This window comes from Antarctobacter sp. (assembly GCF_034670325.1).
Lineage (GTDB): Bacteria > Pseudomonadota > Alphaproteobacteria > Rhodobacterales > Rhodobacteraceae > Antarctobacter.
The window spans coordinates 274984-293473 of record NZ_JAXMNR010000005.1; the positions used below are offsets into that span (position 1 = coordinate 274984).

At 60.4% G+C, this 18490-nt stretch carries 20 protein-coding genes; 4 read left to right on the plus strand and 16 right to left on the minus strand.

Annotated features, from left to right (window positions below; translation table 11 throughout):
* Positions 1–166: 166 nt before the first annotated feature.
* The 3 genes from VOI21_RS14490 to miaB all read right to left on the minus strand — a co-directional run bounded on the left by VOI21_RS14490 (position 167) and on the right by miaB (position 2622).
* Positions 167–475, minus strand: a complete 309-nt coding sequence (locus VOI21_RS14490) for a hypothetical protein (RefSeq protein WP_323770832.1) — start codon at positions 473–475, stop codon at positions 167–169.
* 19 nt (positions 476–494) lie between these two features.
* On the minus strand, positions 495–1094 hold the full coding sequence (locus VOI21_RS14495) for an OmpA family protein (RefSeq protein ID WP_323770649.1): 600 nt from the start codon (positions 1092–1094) through the stop codon (positions 495–497).
* A 217-nt stretch (positions 1095–1311) separates the two neighbouring features.
* Positions 1312–2622: a tRNA (N6-isopentenyl adenosine(37)-C2)-methylthiotransferase MiaB gene (miaB, locus tag VOI21_RS14500; protein ID WP_323770650.1), complete on the minus strand. Its 1311-nt coding sequence runs from the start codon at positions 2620–2622 to the stop codon at positions 1312–1314.
* A 113-nt stretch (positions 2623–2735) separates the two neighbouring features.
* Here miaB and VOI21_RS14505 point away from each other — a divergent pair, with 113 nt between their 5' ends.
* Positions 2736–3605, plus strand: coding sequence for a hypothetical protein (locus VOI21_RS14505; protein ID WP_323770651.1), 870 nt, complete (start codon positions 2736–2738; stop codon positions 3603–3605).
* A gap of 70 nt (positions 3606–3675) precedes the next feature.
* On the opposite strand, the gene VOI21_RS14510 is transcribed toward VOI21_RS14505, so the two are convergent.
* The 7 genes from VOI21_RS14510 to VOI21_RS14540 all read right to left on the minus strand — a co-directional run bounded on the left by VOI21_RS14510 (position 3676) and on the right by VOI21_RS14540 (position 8157).
* Positions 3676–4350, minus strand: coding sequence for an FAD-binding oxidoreductase (locus VOI21_RS14510; RefSeq protein ID WP_323770652.1), 675 nt, complete (start codon positions 4348–4350; stop codon positions 3676–3678).
* Between the two features lie 60 nt (positions 4351–4410).
* Positions 4411–4737 (minus strand): hypothetical protein, encoded by a 327-nt coding sequence (locus VOI21_RS14515; RefSeq protein ID WP_323770653.1) that lies wholly within the window; start codon positions 4735–4737, stop codon positions 4411–4413.
* Positions 4738–4748: 11 nt separating this feature from the next.
* The gene (locus VOI21_RS14520; RefSeq protein WP_323770654.1) at positions 4749–5537 is read right to left on the minus strand and encodes an enoyl-ACP reductase; all 789 of its coding nucleotides are present in this window, start codon (positions 5535–5537) and stop codon (positions 4749–4751) included.
* Positions 5538–5555: 18 nt separating this feature from the next.
* Entirely contained in the window at positions 5556–6785 is a 1230-nt protein-coding gene (gene fabB / locus VOI21_RS14525) for a beta-ketoacyl-ACP synthase I (RefSeq protein WP_323770655.1), read from the minus strand.
* A gap of 76 nt (positions 6786–6861) precedes the next feature.
* The gene (locus VOI21_RS14530; protein WP_323770656.1) at positions 6862–7518 is read right to left on the minus strand and encodes a uracil-DNA glycosylase family protein; all 657 of its coding nucleotides are present in this window, start codon (positions 7516–7518) and stop codon (positions 6862–6864) included.
* A 191-nt stretch (positions 7519–7709) separates the two neighbouring features.
* Positions 7710–7925 (minus strand): type II toxin-antitoxin system RelE/ParE family toxin, encoded by a 216-nt coding sequence (locus tag VOI21_RS14535; protein WP_323770657.1) that lies wholly within the window; start codon positions 7923–7925, stop codon positions 7710–7712.
* Complete coding sequence (locus VOI21_RS14540; protein ID WP_323770658.1) at positions 7918–8157, minus strand: type II toxin-antitoxin system ParD family antitoxin; 240 nt, start codon at positions 8155–8157, stop codon at positions 7918–7920. The genes VOI21_RS14535 and VOI21_RS14540 overlap by 8 nt, the downstream gene beginning before the upstream one ends.
* A 406-nt stretch (positions 8158–8563) precedes the next feature.
* Here VOI21_RS14540 and VOI21_RS14545 point away from each other — a divergent pair, with 406 nt between their 5' ends.
* Complete coding sequence (locus tag VOI21_RS14545) at positions 8564–9349, plus strand: inositol monophosphatase family protein (RefSeq protein WP_323770659.1); 786 nt, start codon at positions 8564–8566, stop codon at positions 9347–9349.
* Positions 9350–9351: 2 nt separating this feature from the next.
* Here the strand turns inward: VOI21_RS14545 and VOI21_RS14550 are convergent, their stop codons facing one another.
* The 6 genes from VOI21_RS14550 to VOI21_RS14575 are packed head-to-tail and all read right to left on the minus strand — an operon-like array spanning position 9352 to position 16451.
* A complete protein-coding gene (locus VOI21_RS14550) occupies positions 9352–9918 on the minus strand; it encodes a histidine phosphatase family protein (RefSeq protein ID WP_323770660.1) in 567 nt (188 codons plus the stop codon).
* A 3-nt stretch (positions 9919–9921) separates the two neighbouring features.
* A complete protein-coding gene (locus tag VOI21_RS14555; RefSeq protein WP_323770661.1) occupies positions 9922–10995 on the minus strand; it encodes an ABC transporter ATP-binding protein in 1074 nt (357 codons plus the stop codon).
* The gene (locus tag VOI21_RS14560) at positions 10992–13211 is read right to left on the minus strand and encodes an iron ABC transporter permease (RefSeq protein ID WP_323770662.1); all 2220 of its coding nucleotides are present in this window, start codon (positions 13209–13211) and stop codon (positions 10992–10994) included. The genes VOI21_RS14555 and VOI21_RS14560 overlap by 4 nt, the downstream gene beginning before the upstream one ends.
* A 3-nt stretch (positions 13212–13214) precedes the next feature.
* Complete coding sequence (locus tag VOI21_RS14565) at positions 13215–14240, minus strand: ABC transporter substrate-binding protein (RefSeq protein ID WP_323770663.1); 1026 nt, start codon at positions 14238–14240, stop codon at positions 13215–13217.
* Between the two features lie 58 nt (positions 14241–14298).
* Positions 14299–14766, minus strand: a complete 468-nt coding sequence (locus tag VOI21_RS14570; RefSeq protein ID WP_323770664.1) for an NUDIX hydrolase — start codon at positions 14764–14766, stop codon at positions 14299–14301.
* Positions 14763–16451, minus strand: coding sequence for a Na/Pi cotransporter family protein (locus VOI21_RS14575; RefSeq protein WP_323770665.1), 1689 nt, complete (start codon positions 16449–16451; stop codon positions 14763–14765). Before VOI21_RS14575 ends, VOI21_RS14570 begins: the two co-directional genes overlap by 4 nt.
* Positions 16452–16569: 118 nt before the next feature.
* Between VOI21_RS14575 and VOI21_RS14580 the strand changes: the two genes are divergently transcribed.
* Together VOI21_RS14580 and phnD are read left to right on the plus strand one after the other, a co-directional pair.
* Positions 16570–17412: a DeoR/GlpR family DNA-binding transcription regulator gene (locus VOI21_RS14580; protein WP_323770666.1), complete on the plus strand. Its 843-nt coding sequence runs from the start codon at positions 16570–16572 to the stop codon at positions 17410–17412.
* 49 nt (positions 17413–17461) lie between these two features.
* Positions 17462–18436 (plus strand): phosphate/phosphite/phosphonate ABC transporter substrate-binding protein, encoded by a 975-nt coding sequence (gene phnD / locus VOI21_RS14585; RefSeq protein WP_323770667.1) that lies wholly within the window; start codon positions 17462–17464, stop codon positions 18434–18436.
* Positions 18437–18490: the final 54 nt, after the last annotated feature.

Here is an 18490-nt window from a genome sequence, read left to right on the forward strand (position 1 = left end):
TTCCGATTCTGAACGCGTGTTTCTGCTAGATATGGTGCATGGGGCGAAGGGGGGACGCAAGTCTCGGTCGCTCCCGGACGCCAATTGTCATGTGAACGCCACAAAAACAGACCGCGCAGCAGATGCTGCGCGGTCCTGTGTTCTACAAGTGGCGGTCAGAGACCGGTCAGAGCGGGTCGCCGATGATCGAGGTCGAGCCGCCTTTGAAGTCGCCGGTGGCGATGGTCGGCGGGGCAATGCCCGAGCAGACCGGCTTGCCGTATTTGTCGAGACGGGCCGACAGATAGCCCTCGACACCGTCGTCGATGATCCAGTGGTCACAGCCATTCGGATCGACCCAGATGCCGGCCTTCATGCCGGTCAGGTCGTCACGGTCGATGGACTGGCGGTCCCGGCTCTTGTCGGGGCCGACCGGGTCGCAAGCCGCAACAGCAGCGACAGCGGCAACCAGCAGAAGCGGTTTAACGAAGTTCATTGTCATGATCCCTTCTGGATTACCGGAAGCAGAGGATTTCGACACGGCGGTTCTTGGCCATGCCCTGCGTGGTGTTGTTCTTGGCCACTGGCATCCGTTCGCCATAGCCACGCACGTCGGTGATGTTGGCTCCGACCGAACGGGCCACTCTGGCCACGGCCAGCGCGCGGTTGTAGCTCAACTTGATGTTGTAATCATCCGAGGCGCGGCTGTCGGTGTGACCCGCGATGACATAGCCAACAGCGTTTGCGGATTTGAAAAAATCGGCAATGCGCGCCTGACCGTGTTTCGAGATGCGGTAGCTGTCGGTGGCAAAGAACTGATCGGTGTTCATCACGCCGCAGGTATTGGCCCGGCGGCAGACCGGGATCCCTTTGCGGTCGGTATGCGGGCTCATATAACCCTCTACCCCGTCGTCCATCACCCAGTGTTCACAGCCGTCCGGGTCCACCCAGATGCCGGGAATATACTGCTCACCCTTGATGGTGCGGGTGTTCTGCGTTGAGATGAATGGTGTCTTCTGGTCAGCGTCCCCGGCGACTGCCGGCGCAACGGCCGACAGACCAGCGAGGGCCGCAAGCGCCATCGCGCCGATGGCCTTGGAAATGCGATAAGCCACAGCCTGGTCCCTTGATTTAAGTTTCCCCTAATGCGTGCGCCACATGGCAGCGGGCGCACGCAAATTTACTATAATCAACACTTTAGCAAAACTGCTTGGCCTGTGAAGCGAAAAGCTATGTGTACTGTCCCAAAATCGGAAACAGTTCCCGAAAACGCTTTGTTTTTCTGTGGATAATCCGAACCCTTTTTTTGAAACAAGGGGTTCTTGAGGGCCATTAGCGCGGCGCAACAACCCCTTTCAAAGAGTTGGGACCGCTTGAAACGATTCGGATTCGTGCAATATCGCCGGGTCCGAAATCGTCGGATTCGACGTGAACCGCGTGCAGATATTCCGACTTCCCGACCATCTGGCCGGGCATCCGTCCGGGCTTTTCGAACAGCACATGCACGTCCCGGCCCACCATCGCGTCCTGCAAGATGCGCTGTTGTTTGGTCAATAGCGCCTGCAACCGCTGCAACCGGTCGTCCTTTTCGTCCTCGGACACCTGCGGACGCTCTGCCGCCGGGGTGCCGGGGCGTTCCGAGTATTTGAACGAAAAGGCCGAGCCGTATTCCACCGCCGAAATCAGGTCCATCGTGGCCTGAAAATCCTCTTCGGTCTCTTCCGGGAAGCCGACGATGAAATCACCCGACAGATGCAGATCGGGCCGCGCCGCGCGCAACCGCTCGATCAACCGCAGATAGTCCTCGGCCGTGTGGCTCCGGTTCATCCGTTTCAGGATCTTGTCCGACCCCGCCTGCACCGGCAGGTGCAGATAGGGCATCAGCTTGTCACAGTCGCCATGCGCCGCGATCAGCGCGTCATCCATGTCGTTGGGATGCGAGGTGGTGAAGCGGATACGCGCCAGATCGTCGATCTCCGCCAACGCGCGGATCAGGCCAGCCAAGCCGCCCTCATGCCCGTGATAGGCATTCACGTTCTGGCCCAAAAGGGTGATCTCACGCACGCCGCGCTCTACCAGATCACGCGCCTCGGTCAGCACCCGCTCCGCCGGGCGCGACACCTCTGCCCCGCGTGTGTAGGGCACAACGCAAAAGGCGCAGAACTTGTCACAGCCCTCTTGCACGGTCAGAAACGCCGTCGGCCCGCGCTTGGCCTTGGGCCGCGCGGTGAGGTGGTCGAACTTGTCCTCTTCGGGGAAATCCGTGTCCAGCGCCTTGGCGCCATTATGGGTGCGTGACAACAGATCCGGCAGCCGGTGATAGCTTTGCGGGCCAACCACCAGATCCACCATCGGTTGACGGCGCATGATCTCGGCCCCCTCGGCCTGCGCCACACATCCCGCCACGCCGATCTTCAGATCCGGCTTCTCTGCCTTCAGCCCCTTGTAGCGGCCCAGTTCCGAATACACTTTCTCCGCCGCCTTCTCGCGGATGTGGCAGGTGTTCAGCAGGATCATGTCCGCATCTTCGGGGCGCGCGGTCGTCTCATAGCCCTCGCCGCCCATGGCCTCGGCCATGCGCTCGCTGTCATAGACGTTCATCTGGCAGCCGTAGGTCTTGATATACAGTTTCTTCGGGGCCATTGCGCGCGCTCCTGTCTCAGATTTAAGGGCTGGCGATACCGCAGAATCCCCCCGCCTTGCAATGCACGAGATTTTCACCGACTCTGCGGTAAAAGCCCCACCAGAGGCCGAGCATGTTCTACAAGACCCTTGATCAGTTCCTGTCCCAAGGGGCCCATGCGCTCAGCCGCGGGCCCATCGCGCTGATCTTTGCCGAGGATGCGGTGGAACTGGACACCACCCTGCGCCACCACCGGCACTGTGGCTTTGGCACCGTCGTGCTCTTTGGCGCGCGCGATCTGCCGCTGCCCGACGATCTGACGGACAAGGTGCATCACGTCACCCATGACATGCGCGCGGACAATGCCCTGCCAAGGGCCGTCAATGGCGTCATCCGCAAATCCCCGGGGCAGTGGATATTCTACTGCTACAACGCCGAATACCTGTTCTTTCCCTTTTCAGAAAGCCGGACAGTCGGCGAAATGCTGGCCTATCACACAGAGGAACGGCGCGATGCCATGTTGACCTATGTGGTCGACCTCTATGCCGGGGATCTCCGACAGTGCCCCAATGCGGTGTCGCTGGACGATGCCTGGCTTGACCGGTCGGGCTATTACGCGCTGGCCCGGCCCGACCCGAAAAACCACAACCACCCAAAGGAACGGCAGTTGAATTTCTTCGGCGGTCTGCGCTGGCGGTATGAGGAACACGTCCCCGAAAGCCGCCGCAAGATTGACCGCATCGCCCTCTTCCGCGCCAAACCGGGGCTGAAACTGCGTGAGGACCACACGTTTTCAGACGAGGAATACAACACCTACGCCTGCCCGTGGCACAACAACCTGACGGCGGCCATTGCCAGCTTCCGCACCGCCAAGGCGCTGAAAAGCAACCCCGGCTCCACCTTCGAAATAAAGAACTTTCGCTGGCACAACTCGACACCGTTTGAATGGCATTCACGCCAGTTGCTGGACCTGGGCCTGATGGAACCGGGGCAGTGGTTCTGAGCGGGACATGAAAAAGCCGGGGCATCCTACCCCGGCCCATCATCGTCGAACCTCAGACGTCCCTGCAAAATCAGCCGAAATCCTCAACCACAATCTGATCGTGCTCGACGCCCAGCCGCGCCAGTTCCTCGGGCATCGCCTCGACCATCGGATCGGGGCCGCAGATATAGCAGATGTCCTTTTGCGGATCGACGAAACCGGCCAGCATGTCGCTGTCAATCAATCCGCGCGCCAGCGGGCTGCCTTTTTCCTCTGTCACCGTCCAGTGACAGCGCAGCCCCGGCATCGCCTCAAAGGCGTTGCGCATGACGATGTCGCGCTCACACTGGTTTGAGAACATCAGCGTGTTGCCCTCCAGCGTGCCGTTTTCCTCCAGCTTTTTGCGCAGGATCGCGATAAAGGGCGTCACTCCCGCGCCCCCGGCGATAAAGACACCGTCGCCCTTGTCCTCGATCCCGCCCCATGGGTCGCCAATCAGCGCAGTGTCGCCCGGTGACATTCTGCCAATCTGGTCCGTCACGCCGTTGTGGTCGGGATAGGACTTGATCACGAATTCCAGCCGGTCTTCATCCGGCAGACTGGTAAAGGTGAACGGGCGCTGTTCGTCGCGCCAGCCCTCGCGGTCCAGCGCGAAATCCGTCGCCTGACCGGGGGTGTGGGCATAGCCGTGTGGCTTGTCAAAGGTCAGCCGGTGAACGTCATGGGTCAGCGTGTCGATGCTTTGCAGGGTGATCTTATGGGTCATGTGAACCTCCAGTTCTTAGGAGGTCAACGTCCCGGCGCGTCTGCGGTTCCTGTCAGCGCGTTACAGCGCCGCGCCGTAGGCGCAGATCGCCCCGTGGCCATCAGTCGACCGGACCAGTTGACCGTTCCGGAAAACCGCGTGGACATAGCGCGGTGCCTCGGCGCTGCCATAGGCATAGCTGACACAGGCCTCGTCCCAGTTCGCCGGGTTCCGCTCATACCCCGCGTCCAGCCCAAAGACGGCGTCGGCCTGCGCCTGTGTCATCCCTGTCGACAGCTTGCGCGCCTCAGCCCCCTGTCCGCCACCAGCACCGCCCGACACCGGGGCCGCGCCCTCCATGCAGCCACCCAGCGCCGCAACCATCCCAAGAGCCCAGACCAGACGCATCGCCGCCTCCCCTACAGGTTTTCCATCTGCGGCATGCCAAGCACGTGATAGCCGCCGTCCACCATGACGATCTCACCGGTGGTGCAGGCGCCCGCATCCGAGATCAGCCAGACCGCCGTGCCGCCGACCGCCTCCAGCGTGGCATTCGCCCGCAGAGGCGCGTTCTGGCCGGTGTGCTTGTAGGTCCGCCGCGCGCCCCCGATGGCCGCCCCCGCCAGCGTCTTCATCGGGCCGGGGCTCAGCGCGTTCACGCGGATGCCGTCCGGTCCCAGATCATTCGCCAGATACCGCGTCGTCGATTCCAGCGCCGCCTTGGCCACACCCATGACGTTATAATTCGGCACCACCCGCTGGCTGCCCAGATAGGTCAGCGTCAGCAGTGTCCCGCCGTCGGTCATCAGCGGATGCACCCGCCGCGCCACCTCGATGAACGAATAGACCGAGATATCCATCGAGTTCTTGAAGTTCGCCCGGCTAGTGTTCAGGAACCGCCCCGTCAGCTCATTCTTGTCCGAATAGGCGATGGCATGGACAAGGAAATCCACGCTGTCCCAACGCTGCGCCAACTCCTCGAACGCCGCATCCAGAGACGCATCATCCGTCACGTCCACATCGACCATGAAATCCGACCCGACGCTGGCCGCCAAAGGCTCCAGCCGCTTGCCGAACGCCTCTCCCTGGTAGGTAAAGGCCAGTTCCGCCCCCGCCTCATGACAGGCCTTGGCAATGCCCCAAGCGATCGACCGCTCGTTCGCAACACCCATGACAAGCCCGCGCTTGCCCTTCAGATCAATGGTCATCGCAATCCACCCGCGCAATCAGTCATGAAACTTTGACAACACCATAGACCCGTTGGTGCCACCGAACCCAAAAGAGTTGGTCATCACCGAATCCAGCCCCGCGTTCTCGACCAGTTCGGTCGCGATCTCCGCAGGCTTCAACGCCGGGTCCAGCGTCTGCACATTGATCGAGGGGATGATGAAATCGTTTTGCAACGCCAGCAGGCAATAGATCGCCTCCTGCGCGCCGGTCGCGCCCTGGCTGTGGCCGGTCATCGACTTGGTCGACGACACCGGCGGGGTTGTCCCCTCACCGAACACGCGCCGCACCGCCTCGATCTCACCGACGTCACCGACAGGGGTCGAGGTGCCATGCGCGTTGATGTAGCTGACCTTGCGCCCTTCCGGCAGTGTCGACAGCGCGACCCGCATCGCCCGTTCGCCACCCTCGCCCGAGGGTGCGACCATGTCCGCCCCGTCCGAGGTCGCGCCATAGCCCGTCACTTCGGCGTAGATCTTGGCGCCCCGCGCGCGGGCGTGCTCCAACTCTTCCAGCACGAGGATGCCGCCGCCCGCCGAGATCACAAACCCGTCGCGATCTTTGTCAAAGGCGCGGCTCGCCTTGTCCGGCGTGTCATTATACTTGGACGACATCGCGCCCATCGCGTCGAACAGGCAGGACAGGGTCCAGTCCAACTCCTCACCGCCGCCCGCGAACATCACGTCCTGCTTGCCCATCATGATCTGCTCTGCCGCGTTGCCGATGCAATGCAGGCTGGTCGAACAGGCCGAGGTGATCGAATAGTTGATGCCCTTGATCTTATACGCCGTCGACAGGTTCGCACTGACGGTCGAGCACATGCATTTGGGCACCGCAAAGGGGCCAACCCGCTTGGTCGCACCCGTTTTCAGCACCGTCTGATGCGCGGTCAACATGGCGCTGGTCGATGGCCCGCCCGATCCGGCCACAAGGCCGGTGCGCGGGTTCACAATGTCCGACTCTTCCAGCCCCGCATCGGCGATGGCCTGTCCCATGGCGATATAGGCATAGGCCGCCCCCGGCCCCATGAAGCGCAGCGTCCGCTTGTCGATCTGCTCGGCCACATCCAGATTGATGGCCCCCGCGATCTGGCTGCGAAAGCCGTGCTCCTGCATCTGCGCATTGGCAGTGATCCCGGACTTGCCCGCCTTGAGCGAGGCCAGAACCTCATCCGCAGAATTCCCAATACTCGAAACGATCCCAAGCCCTGTAACGACGACGCGGCGCATGGAGCCTCCTCCTGATGTGTCAGTATCTTAGTAGGCGAGGTGGGGGGGGAGGTGCAAGGAGGGGGTTGGGGGTAGCTTACAACCCTTCGAACAAAACGTTTATCGCAGCACGGCTTGCGGGACGTGTCATCACAGTGAACCGAGACAAGTGCGGCATTCCTATCCATGTGCCGCTCCAAGTACCATGCGAAGCAGTACGTTCGAATTCACCACGTTGGGCAGTCATGTCGCCCCAACGCACCGGAATGAACTTAGGGTTGCTAACCCCTAGCAACACCCTGACCGCATCGTTGGCGTCACTACCGAACGTCACGACACACCTGGGGCACGCCCGATCAAGTATTGCGCCCCAAATCTCCTCGCCGAAGGCCTGTGCCTTTCGGCGCTCTGCCAGTGACTTCCAGTCCGGCGAGCGAAAGGGCACCAAATTACCGGCAAGTACGGCCTCCGGTGCTATCCCGAGTCTTTCAAAGAGCGCGAGTGCCTCTTGCTGCAATCGTGACGAACTCGGCCAAACTTCGTCAACGTAGGCAGAGCCTTTGGGCATCGCGAACTCGGCATGGTCCGGGCTCTCGAAACTACCGCCAGGATTCAACCCAATGAATGCGACTTTCGAGCCATCTAGTACGTCCTCCGGACTGTACAGCAAGCGCCAACCATGCCGATGAGGCGAGTGTCGATATGCCTGTTTGATGCGTCTTTCAAGCGCCATGGCGAATTCAGTGCGTGCCACGTTTTCCTCCGAAATAGCTGCTAAGAAGTCTAACATAACAGGTGCTGAACTTGCTGATTTTTGTTGGCAAGCGTAGGGTGGGTTTCCAACCCACCACTCCCCACTTCATCCCTCCTCCAGCACACCCCGCCACCGCTGCCGTTCATGCACAATCCGCACAACGGACAAAAACCCCGCCTCTACCCGGTAAATCACCAGATGCTCACGATAGGGGTGTACGGGACGGGCGGGGTAGTCTCGAACCGTTCCCGCGCCATCTCTGGATGAGCGCACAACAGGCGCAACACATCCTCCAACCCGCGCAAAAACGCCTCGGCCTGATCCATGGACCACGCGGCAACCGTATGGTCCCAGATCGCGTCCAGATCAGCCTGCGCTGCGGGTGTCAGGCGATAGGGCCTAGCCACGCTCCGCCCGCTTGCGGCGCAGGAAATCAGCCATGTCAAAGTCCTCCGCCGGGCCGCTGGCCAGACCTTCGTCCACCAAAGCCTGCAATTCGGCAACCCCCGCCGCACGGTCCTGATCTCGTCGGATCAACGCGCGCACATAGTCGCTGGCATTGCTGTACCGCCCGGTCTTGGCTTGGGTCTCGACCCATTCCTTCATCGGGTCGGGCAAGGATACGTTCATCGTCGCCATAAACACCTCCGCTGAGCCCCATCATGGCAAAGATTGCCAACGCGCGTCAACCGTAAGGCAGGGTTCCCCCGCCACGTTATCCGTAGGCCGGGCTTCAGCCCGGCACCCCCGCCGCAAGCGCCCAAGTCACCCCAAATCCCACCCGGCCGGAGTACACCGAGTCCCCAAAATCCTCCCCAAAAACCGCCCCCGCCACAGGCCCGTTTATTACCAAAATCTAAAACTGTCTCTGCAAGCCATTGAAGACGCTACGTCACCCTTCCCGCCACATGTGGACAACGCCCCGACGCCCACGCCGCCCCAAAACGCCCGGCCAGATCGATCCGCCTTGACAGACCGGAAGCGACCCTGATCTCCTGCCGATGCGGACGACTTGGCCGCATCCACCGGCGACAGAGAAGAAGTGATGGACCTTTCAAAGAAAAACACAGCGGTCGAGATCTGCCGGGACGCGGGCGAGGCGGCGCTCAGATATTTCAACGATCGCGACAGCCTGATCGTGGATCAAAAAGGCGATCAGGACTGGGTCAGCGAGGCGGACCGCAACGTCGAGATCCTCATCCGGGAGCGTCTTTCCGCCGCCTTCCCCGACGACGGGATCGTCGGCGAAGAGCAGGACAGAAAGCCCGGCACCAGCGGGGTCGTCTGGGTCATCGATCCCATCGACGGCACGACCAACTTCGTCAACGGCATCCCCGCATGGACCATCGTTCTGGCCGGTGTGTCCCAAGGGCAAACGAAGGTTGGAGTGATCCATGATCCCATCCATGATGAAACCTTCGTGGCCGTGCGCGGCGGCGGTGCGACCCTGAATGGCACCCCCCTGCGGGTGGCCGACGGCGTGCCACTATCCAGCGGGACCGTCGCGGTTGGGTATTCAAACCGCGTCGCCCCCTGCAACGTGCTGCCCGTTGTGACCGCTCTGGTCGCCGAGGGCGCCATGTTCCACCGCAACGCCTCTGGCGCGCTGTCGCTGGCCTATGTCTCTGCCGGACGGCTATTGGGGTATCTCGAAGAGCACATGAACGCATGGGACTGTCTGGCCGGGCAGCTTTTGGTGGCAGAAGCAGGCGGCAGGATCGAGCCGCAGGACGCGGACGCGATGATCGCGCACGGGGGCCGCGTGGTCGTCGGAACGCCTTTGGTGTTCGATGCCCTGAAAACCATTGCGGATGACGCCTGGCCGACGTGATCTCAACCGATGGACCGCCAGCCGTGGCGCGGCTTCAGGCTGGGAAGGTCGGAGGTCCAATAATACCCCTGCGATGGCTGGTCGTATGCCCGGTCGATAGGAAGATTGCAGAGGCTGCAATACAGAAGCGTGCCGACCGCGCCATGTGAGACAATGGCCAAATCGCCCCCCTTATGCTCCGCGACGATCTTGCCCACTGCGGCGACAATCCGGCTTTGAGCATCACAGGCCCGCTCCCATCCTAAGTAGCTTTCATCCGGCGCCGCGAAAAACCTGTTGGCAGCCCGCTCGAACGCCTCTGGTGGGAGGAAGCCCGTGGCGCTTCTGTCGTTCTCGGCCAGACCACTATCGACAGAGACCGAAAGCTGGCTGGGCTTGGCAAGAAGAGCCGCGGTCTGGCGCGCCTTGGCCTCGTTGCTGGACCAGATGTGGGTCACGTCCGCAAAGGCGGCTGCGGCAGCAAAGGCAAGGGCGCGGCGCGTCCCCACCGCGCTCAACGACCAATCGGGTATCGGGCAGTCAGGCTCGATGGTGACCTCTGGATGGGTGATAAACAACAGCCGGGACAAGCCTTAGCTTTCCGGCAGCAGCACGGGGCCTTTCCCGGCAAAGGACATACGCACGTCGCGACCGACCACCAGCGGTTCATCCACCTCGTCCTGTACGGCAAAGACCTGACCAAAGCCGCCTTCCAACGTGTACTCCATCCGCACCCCCACATAAGTCGCCTTGGCGACGGTGGCATGAATGCCCTCATCGTCGCCAATCCGCAGCCGAGAGGGCCGGACCGCAAGCGTGGCGGGGCCGACAGATAGCCCGCGCGACGGCAGTACATGGCGATAGCCCTCGATTTCGATGGTCGCCATGTCGCCCTCAACAGCAACGATCTGGCAGGCGATCAGGTTTGCCTCACCGATGAAGTCAGCGACGAAACGGTCTTTGGGGGCCTCATACAACTCGCGCGGGGTGCCCATCTGGGCGATGGCCGCGTTGCGCATCACGACGATCTGGTCGGAAACCGCCAGTGCCTCTTCCTGATCATGGGTGACGTAAACGACGGTCAGACCAAGGTCCTTCTGGATGGCGCGGATGTCTTCGCGCACCTGACGGCGCAGCTTGGCGTCGAGGTTTGACAGCGGCTCATCGAATAGGAGCACCTGAGGTTCCAGCACCAGCGCCCGCGCCACGGCAACGCGCTGCTGTTGACCGCCCGAAAGCTCGCTGGGAAGGCGGTCATCGTATCCCTTGAGCCCTACCAGATCGAGACCATGCAGCGCACGACTGCGCGCCTCACCCTTATCAAACCCGGAAAAGGTCAGCCCGTATTTGACGTTTTCCAGCACTGTCATGTGCGGGAAAAGCGCGTAGGACTGAAAGACCATAGATACGTCACGGTCGGTCGCGGGCAGTTTGGTCACGTCGCGGTCCCCGATCAGGATGCGGCCCGTGCTCGCCATTTCCAGCCCTGCGATCATCCGCAACGTCGTGGTCTTGCCGCAACCGGACGGCCCCAGCAGCGTCACCAATTGCCCCGTCTCGACATGCAGGTCGATATTGTCGACAGCGACGACATCCTTGCCGAACACCTTGGACACACCTTCGAACCGAACGGGCGCGGCTTTGCTGCTGATAGTGGCGTCGCTCATGTCGATTTCTCCGATCCGTGATGGGTGCGCCGCCCGATCTGTACCCGGCCCACCACGATTTGCAGCAGTCCGACGGCGGCCAGCATGACAAAGATCAGCGTAGTGGAATAGGCGATGGCAAGGCCGTAGTCGTTGTTCTCGACCCGCCCGATGATATAGCTGGTCGCCATGTCGTATTCCGCCGACACAAGGAAGATCACCGCCGAGATGGCCGTCATCGCCCGCACAAAACTGTAGACCAGCGCGGCAAGGATTGCCGGTCGCAACAGCGGCAGGATCACGCGGCGGAAGGTCTGCCATGAATTGGCCCCCAGCGTCAGGGAGCTTTCGTCCAGCGACTTATCCAACTGGCTCATCGAGGCGATGCCCGCGCGCACGCCCACCGGCATGTTGCGGAAGATAAAGCTGATCACAAGGATGATCCCCGTGCCGGTTATCTCTATCGGCGGCACGTTGAAGGCAAGGATATAGCTGACGCCAATCACCGTCCCCGGAATGGCGAAAGACAACATCGTTCCGAACTCGAACGCGTTTTTGCCCGCAAAGCTCTGTCGCGTCAGCAGGTAGGCGGTGATCAATCCCACGGCGGCGGTCAGCGGCGCGGCGATGGCGGCGATCATGATCGTGGTCCAGAAACTATCCCAGGCGGCCCCCGTCCAGCGGATGCCTTCGGCCTCAAAGCGGACCGAAAAGGCGGTGACATAGTGTTTGAACGTCAGCGCGTTGTTGACGCCCCACAGGTCGACCACACTGCCGTAGATGATCATGACATAGACCAGCGCCGTGAACAAAGCCCAGCCAAGCGCCACAACCATCACCGGGATGGCAAGGCCGCTTGGCATAAGGGGATGCACACCTGCATCGCCTTTGCCCGACACGGTTGTGTAGCTCTTTTTGCCCAGCCAAGCACGCTGGGCGTAAAACGCCGAGAGGGTGAAAAACAGCAGGACCATGGCCAGAACCGCTGCGCGTCCCTGATCGTATTGCGCCCCGACGATGGCAAAGAAAATCTCGGTCGACAGGACGTCGAAGTTCCCGCCTAAGACCAGCGGGTTGCCGAAGTCCGCCATGCTTTCGATAAAGCCAAGGAGAAAGGCATTGGCAAGACCCGGACGCATCAGCGGCAGGGATACCGTGCGGAACACCTGCCATTTGTTTGCACGCAGTGTTTGCGCGGCTTCTTCCATTGAGGGGCTGACGCCTTCGACGACGCCGATCAGGACCAGAAAGGCGATTGGCGTAAACGCCAGCGTTTGCGCGATCAGCACGCCGGGCAGGCCATATAGCCACCGGGTCGGCTGTAGCCCGAAAAGGTCGGCAAAGTAGACGGTCACGGTCCCGGAGAGGCCAAACAGCAGGATCAGCGCCAGACCGATCACAAAGGGCGGGGTGATGATCGGCAGGACCGTCAGCGCCCGCAGCGCGCGTTTGTAGCGAAACCCCGACCGGGTTACGACCAGTGCAAAGGCAAGGCCAAGAACAGTGGTGAGTAGCCCCACCGCAATGGCCAGAAAGAGCGAGTTCCACGCAACCCCGCAACGCGCGCCCCAGAGGCAGCCAAGCCCCCACAGGCGGTCATCGAGGAACTTGGCGAAAAACACGGTAACGGAATAGCTGCCATCTTCGGTGACGAAGGCGGCGAACAGCATTTTGGCGATGGGGAAGAACACGAAAACGGTAACGATCACGATGACGCCGCCGATAGCGCTTACGACAAAGACGTCGCCATTGATTGCGCCCCGCGCCGCGATGCCTTGGGTGAACAGAAACAGAAAAGCCGTCGCGCAAATCATCGCGCCATAGCCCATCCCGAACTGGCGGTCGCCAAGATCCCCGAACAGCGCGGCCAGCCATTCAAAATTGAACCCGCGAATGCCAATGCCAAAGCCTTGGGCAATCAGCCAGCCAAATCCAAGCGCCCCCGCGATAATCAGGATACGCGCAAAGAGGGGATCGGATTTCAACCGACCAAGCACCAGCAAAGGCAAGGCCAACGGGATCACCAAAGGCGCGAGCCACAGCTTTTCGCGCTGTGCAATCAGAAAGGCGGCAGGGGCAAAGTCTTCGTCGAATGGATAGCCGTTCATCAGCCACTCAAACGACCAGAAACCGTCCTCGACCCCATACCAGGGCAGGATGCAGAACCCGACCCACCCGGCGATGATCCAGAAGATCAAAACCGGATGGGTGGTCCGTTCACTTGCAGGAGTGCGCATTCGTTACTGCGGCAGGACCGAGACTTCTTCGTCCCACTTTTTCAGCAGGCGCTTGCGCTCATCGGACGACCCATACTTCACAAAGTCATAGTCGATCAGCTTGATGCTCGCCATGTCCGGGGCCTTGTCCGAGGTTTTTGCACCCTTGTTCGACGGCACCTGAAAGGCGTTGACCTCCAGCGCAAGGTTTTGCGCGTCAACCGACAGGGCCCAGTCGTAGAACTTTTTGGCTTCGTCCATGTTGCGCGCGCCTTTGACGATCGACATAGACCCGATTTCATAGCCGGTGCCTTCGCAGGGGGCGACAACCTTGACCGGGAAACCCGCAACCGCCTGCGCCACCGCATCGTGCATAAAGACGATGCCAATGGTGTTCTCACCACGTCCCGCTGCCTTGATCGGGGCAGAGCCGGATTTGGTGTATTGGTTTATGTTGGCATGGAGGCCCTTCATGAACTCAAAGCCCTCGTCCTCACCAAAAATCTGGATGATCGAGGCCAGCGTCGTATAGGCCGTACCGGACGAGTTGGGGTTCGCCATCTGGACGTGCTGCTTGTACTCGGGCTTCAACAGGTCTTTCCAGCAGGCCGGTTCCGGCAGGTTGTTCGCGGCCAGAAGATCGGTGTTGTAGCCATAGCCAAGCGCACCGGAATAGATGCCGATGGTCCGGTTTCCGGCGCTTTCCGCCTGACGGATGGCCCAGTCATGCAACTGGTCGCGCATGGGTGACATGTATTCCTCGGTCAGGCCTTCTTCGGCAGCCTGCAAGTGCGGGTCGCCGGTGCCACCCCACCAGACATCGCCCTTCGGGTTCACCGCTTCGGCGCGGATCTGGGCAAAGGTCTCTCCCGAGGATTTGCGCGTCATGTTGACGTCGATGCCGGTGGCATCCTCAAAGCTGCGGGCCATCAGTTGGCACCAGTCCTCTTGCGCGCTGCAATAGAACGTCAGCTTGTCCGCATAGGACGCCGTGACCGACGCCGAGAGCGCGATCAGCGATCCGGCCAATGTGAGTGTAATCTTGTTCATGTCTTTCCTCCCAGAAATGAATATCGGCCAGTTTTCCCGGCTTATTGTCTGCACTTCCTCACGATGCCTTCAGCAACGCCCTCATGCCCGGCTGATCGGCTGGCTGTTTCGCCAACTCGGTCAGCAAGGCGGTCAGTTCGGTCTCATCGACAAGTTTTGCGGCCTTTTTGGGCGAAAACCAATGCCGCGTACGTTCCTTCCGTTCTTTCCAGCGCCGTTTCAGATGTTCCACCATCATCGGATAAACCGTCACGCGGCAACGTAAATTTTTGCCGTCGTCCAACTGTTTGACATAATGGTAGGTGCCGATTGCGGTGTTGGATATGTAGCCAACCGCCCCGGCCTCCTCCATCGCTTCGATTTCGGCGGCGCGCCACGGCTTCTTTCCGTCCATCAGCCAGCCCTTTGGCATCACCCAGCGTCCGGTATCGCGTGAGGTGACCATCAGAACACGCAGCTTGCCTTTCTTGTCCCGGCGGACAGGAAGGGCGGCAATCTGCTGGGCCGGATCCTCCGCGCCTATCATGTCGAACCCGCAGCGTATCTTGGTTGGGCAAGACGGCTGCTGAGGAGGTCGCCGGTCTTTTCCGCAATCGGATAGGCGACGTAGCACAGCGCAGCGTTGATCTGTTTGAAAAGGCGCAGAGTCTCCTGATGGATATTTGTTGTCTTGACGCTTGCGGCGGGCTGTTTTCTGAGGCGGTTCAGGTGACGGGCTTGCAGCCGCTGCTCTTCCCGTCGAACACGATCCTTTTCCGCGACAAGCTGGCGCGCCGCTTCGGCGTCGCCGGTTGTGAGGACATTCAAAGCCAGTTGCGTGTTGGTGACCACCTGATCATGGAACTGTTCAAGATCCGCCAGCCCTTGATCGGAAAACGAAACGGCCTCGTCATGCATTTTCTTGGCCAGCGCCAAGAGGTTGACCGCGATCTTATCTGCCGCTTCTTCCAGATTGTTCGCCATGGCCACAAGTTCAATCGAGCTTTGTGACTGTGCCCCGGCACCGTTGTTGTCGCGCAGCTTCGACAGGTAGATCTTTGTCTCAAAGTGCATCCGGTCAACCGCATCTTCGCGTTTTTCGATCAGTTGCGCGACCTGCGGGTTCCACTCCCGAAACAGCCCCATGATAGGGATCAGCATGGCCTGAACGGTTTCGGCCATGCGCAACAACTCTCGTTGCCCACAAGCCAGAGCGTAATCCGTGTTCTCCAAGGCATTCGGGTCAAGCGCGCTAACGGTTGTATCGGCATCGACTCTGGCTGCCGGGACAAGTGCCTCGGACAGCCGAATTAACAGCGGCAGCCCCACAAGGCCGATGGCCACCAAAGTCGCGTTGAGCAGGATATGCAGCATCACAACCTGCTGACCGGCATCCGGACCAAGGCGCGACAGGTCGAGCATGTCAAAAACAACCAGACAAAGCGCAGCCAGGGTCATGGCCCCACGGGCCAGCAGGTTTCCGACAACAACCTGACGCGCGGGCCTTGGGGCCGCTGAAAGCAGCACAAAAGGCACAACAGCACCGCCAAGGTTTGCGCCAATAACCAGCGCGGCGGCAACCGGGGCGGCGATCAGACCCGAGGCAGCAAAGGTGGCAAACGTCAGTATCGCCGCAAGGCTGGAGTGCATGATCCATGCGAGGACCGCACCGATCAGGAACGCGCTAAGCAGATCGTTGGCAAAATAGGCGGCGGTGGCCCGGACGATTTCGTTTTCGCCGATTGGGGTGGTGGCGGTGCGGATCATTTGCAGCGAGACAAGAACAAGCGCAAAGCCGGTTACGATCCGTCCGACCTGCTTCACCTTGCGGGACCGTGCATTGAAAAACGTCAAAATGCCGATCAACAGCAGGAATGGAATAACCACCTCGACTGGCGACATCAGCACTCTGGCCATCGCGGCGGAGCCCAGATCAGCCCCCAGAAGCAGCGCCAGCGCCGAGGGCGGGGCCAACATTCCGGACGCGACGAAACCACCACCGATCAAGGCGACGGCTGTCGAGCTTTGCAACAGCATGGCCGCGATGCTGCCCCCTGCGGCGGCCGAAACGGGGCGGTGAGACAGACTTTTCAAATGACGCCGCAACTCTGGCATAAACGCGCGTTCCACCCCGGTCCGGATCAACCGGACCGACCACAGCAACAGGGCCACGGCAGCAGCCAGATTTACCGACAAAAGGATCAAAGGATCAGCACCAAGGTCAGCTTTCATTCCTTTCCACCACGGGCACGACCCTGCGCCCGATGGCATCTATTCAAAAACATCAGCACCAGAATGCTGCTTATGCAACAAAAATTATTGCAATAACGCCCGAAACACCACAATCCTGATGGCAGATCGCGAGTCGGTGGGGCGCATGGTGGAAACCTCGACATCAGAGGGAAAAAAGAAAGTGGCTTCGGACCGGATCAAGAAATCCGAACGCCGACGTCAAATTCTGCTGGAGCTCAAGCTGCGCCCGCATGTTCGGATCAGCGAATTGGCCGACCGTTTTCAGGTCTCGACTGAGACGGTCCGCCGTGACTTTGACACGCTTGCCGATGACGGGTTGATCAGCCGGGCGCATGGCGGCGCATCAGCCCCGTCGCAAGGTCACTATCCGGGTCTGGATGAACGCACCAACGCATTGATTGAAGAGCGCGCCCGCATCGGCATGAAGGCCGCCAAACTGGTGCAGAGCGGGCAAACCGTCATGATCGATTCCGGGTCCACCACGATCCAGATGGCGCGGTCACTGGCCTACCTGGGCACGCCTTGCACAGTCATCACTAATTCGATCCCGGTTGCCATGACGCTGGGACATGGCGCGCCCGAAGTCCTGTTGTGCCCGGGCGAATACCTGCCCGCGGAATCCGCACTGGTCGGAGCCGAGACATTGGAGTTCCTGAGAAGATTCCATGTTGATCATTGTATGATCGGCGCATCAGGATTGTCCGAAGAAGGTCCATCCGAAACCGTCAGGGGATTCGCGTCGGTCAAACGCATGATGCTGCGACAGGGCGCTAGACGACATCTATTGATCGACGGCCAGAAGTTTGGCCGCAAAGGTCTGGCGCTGGTTGGATCGCTTGACGAGTTGGATACGGTTGTCACCGACAGGAAGCCGAAAGGGGACCTACTGACTGCCCTTGATGGGGCCGATGTGACCATTCTGGTCGCTGACCAAGAGTGAAAAGACAAAAAAAGGGCGGCCCCAACGGCCGCAAATCTGGGAGGAAAACATGACATTCAATTTCAAACTTCTGCTGGGCGCGTCTGCACTTGCGCTTCTTTCGATGGGCACGACCGCCTCGGCGCAGGATTGTCCACGCGGCGATCTGGACGAACGGTTTTGCGATGTGGACGGTGACCTGATCGCCGACATCCCGACCGATTCGGCGGAACAGATCGACCCCGACACGCTGATCTTTGCCTATACCCCGGTCGAAGACCCCGCCGTCTACAAAACCGCGTGGTCGGATTTCCTTGACCACCTTGAGGCTGAAACCGGCAAAAAAGTGATGTTTTTCCCGGTTCAGAACAACGCCGCCCAGATCGAGGCCATGCGCTCGGGCCGGTTGCATATCGCGGGTTTCAACACCGGTTCCAACCCTCTAGCCGTCAATTGCGCGGGCTTCCGGCCGTTCACCATCATGGCGTCGCTTGATGGAAATTTCGGCTATGAGATGGAAATTATCACCTATCCCGGCTCAGGGATCGAAAAGGTCGAGGACCTCAAAGGCAAGCAGCTGGCCTTTACCTCGCCCACCTCTAACTCAGGGTTCAAAGCGCCGTCTGCTATTCTGAAGGGCGATTTCGATCTATTGCCCGATCGTGACTTTGAACCTGTCTTCTCGGGCAAGCACGACAACTCGATCCTGGGTGTCGCCAACAAGGACTACATGGCGGCCTCCATTGCCAACTCGGTCAAGTCCCGGATGATCCAGCGCGACGTCATCAAGGAAGACGACGTTGTGACGATCTACAAGTCGCAGACCTTCCCCACGACCGGCTTTGGCACCGTCTACAACCTCAAGCCCGAATTGCAGGACAAGATCCGCAACGCCTTCTTCAGCTTTGAGTGGGAGGGCAGTTCGCTACAGGCTGAATTCGAAAAGTCGAATGAGGGCCAGTTCCTTGAGATGACCTACCAGGAATTCTGGGAAGTCATCCGCAAGATCGACGCGGCAAACGGCGTTTCCTACGCCTGTCAGTAAGCCCAACTTCAATGTGGCAGGTCCCGCACGGGGCCTGCCATGCACCCCGGCAAA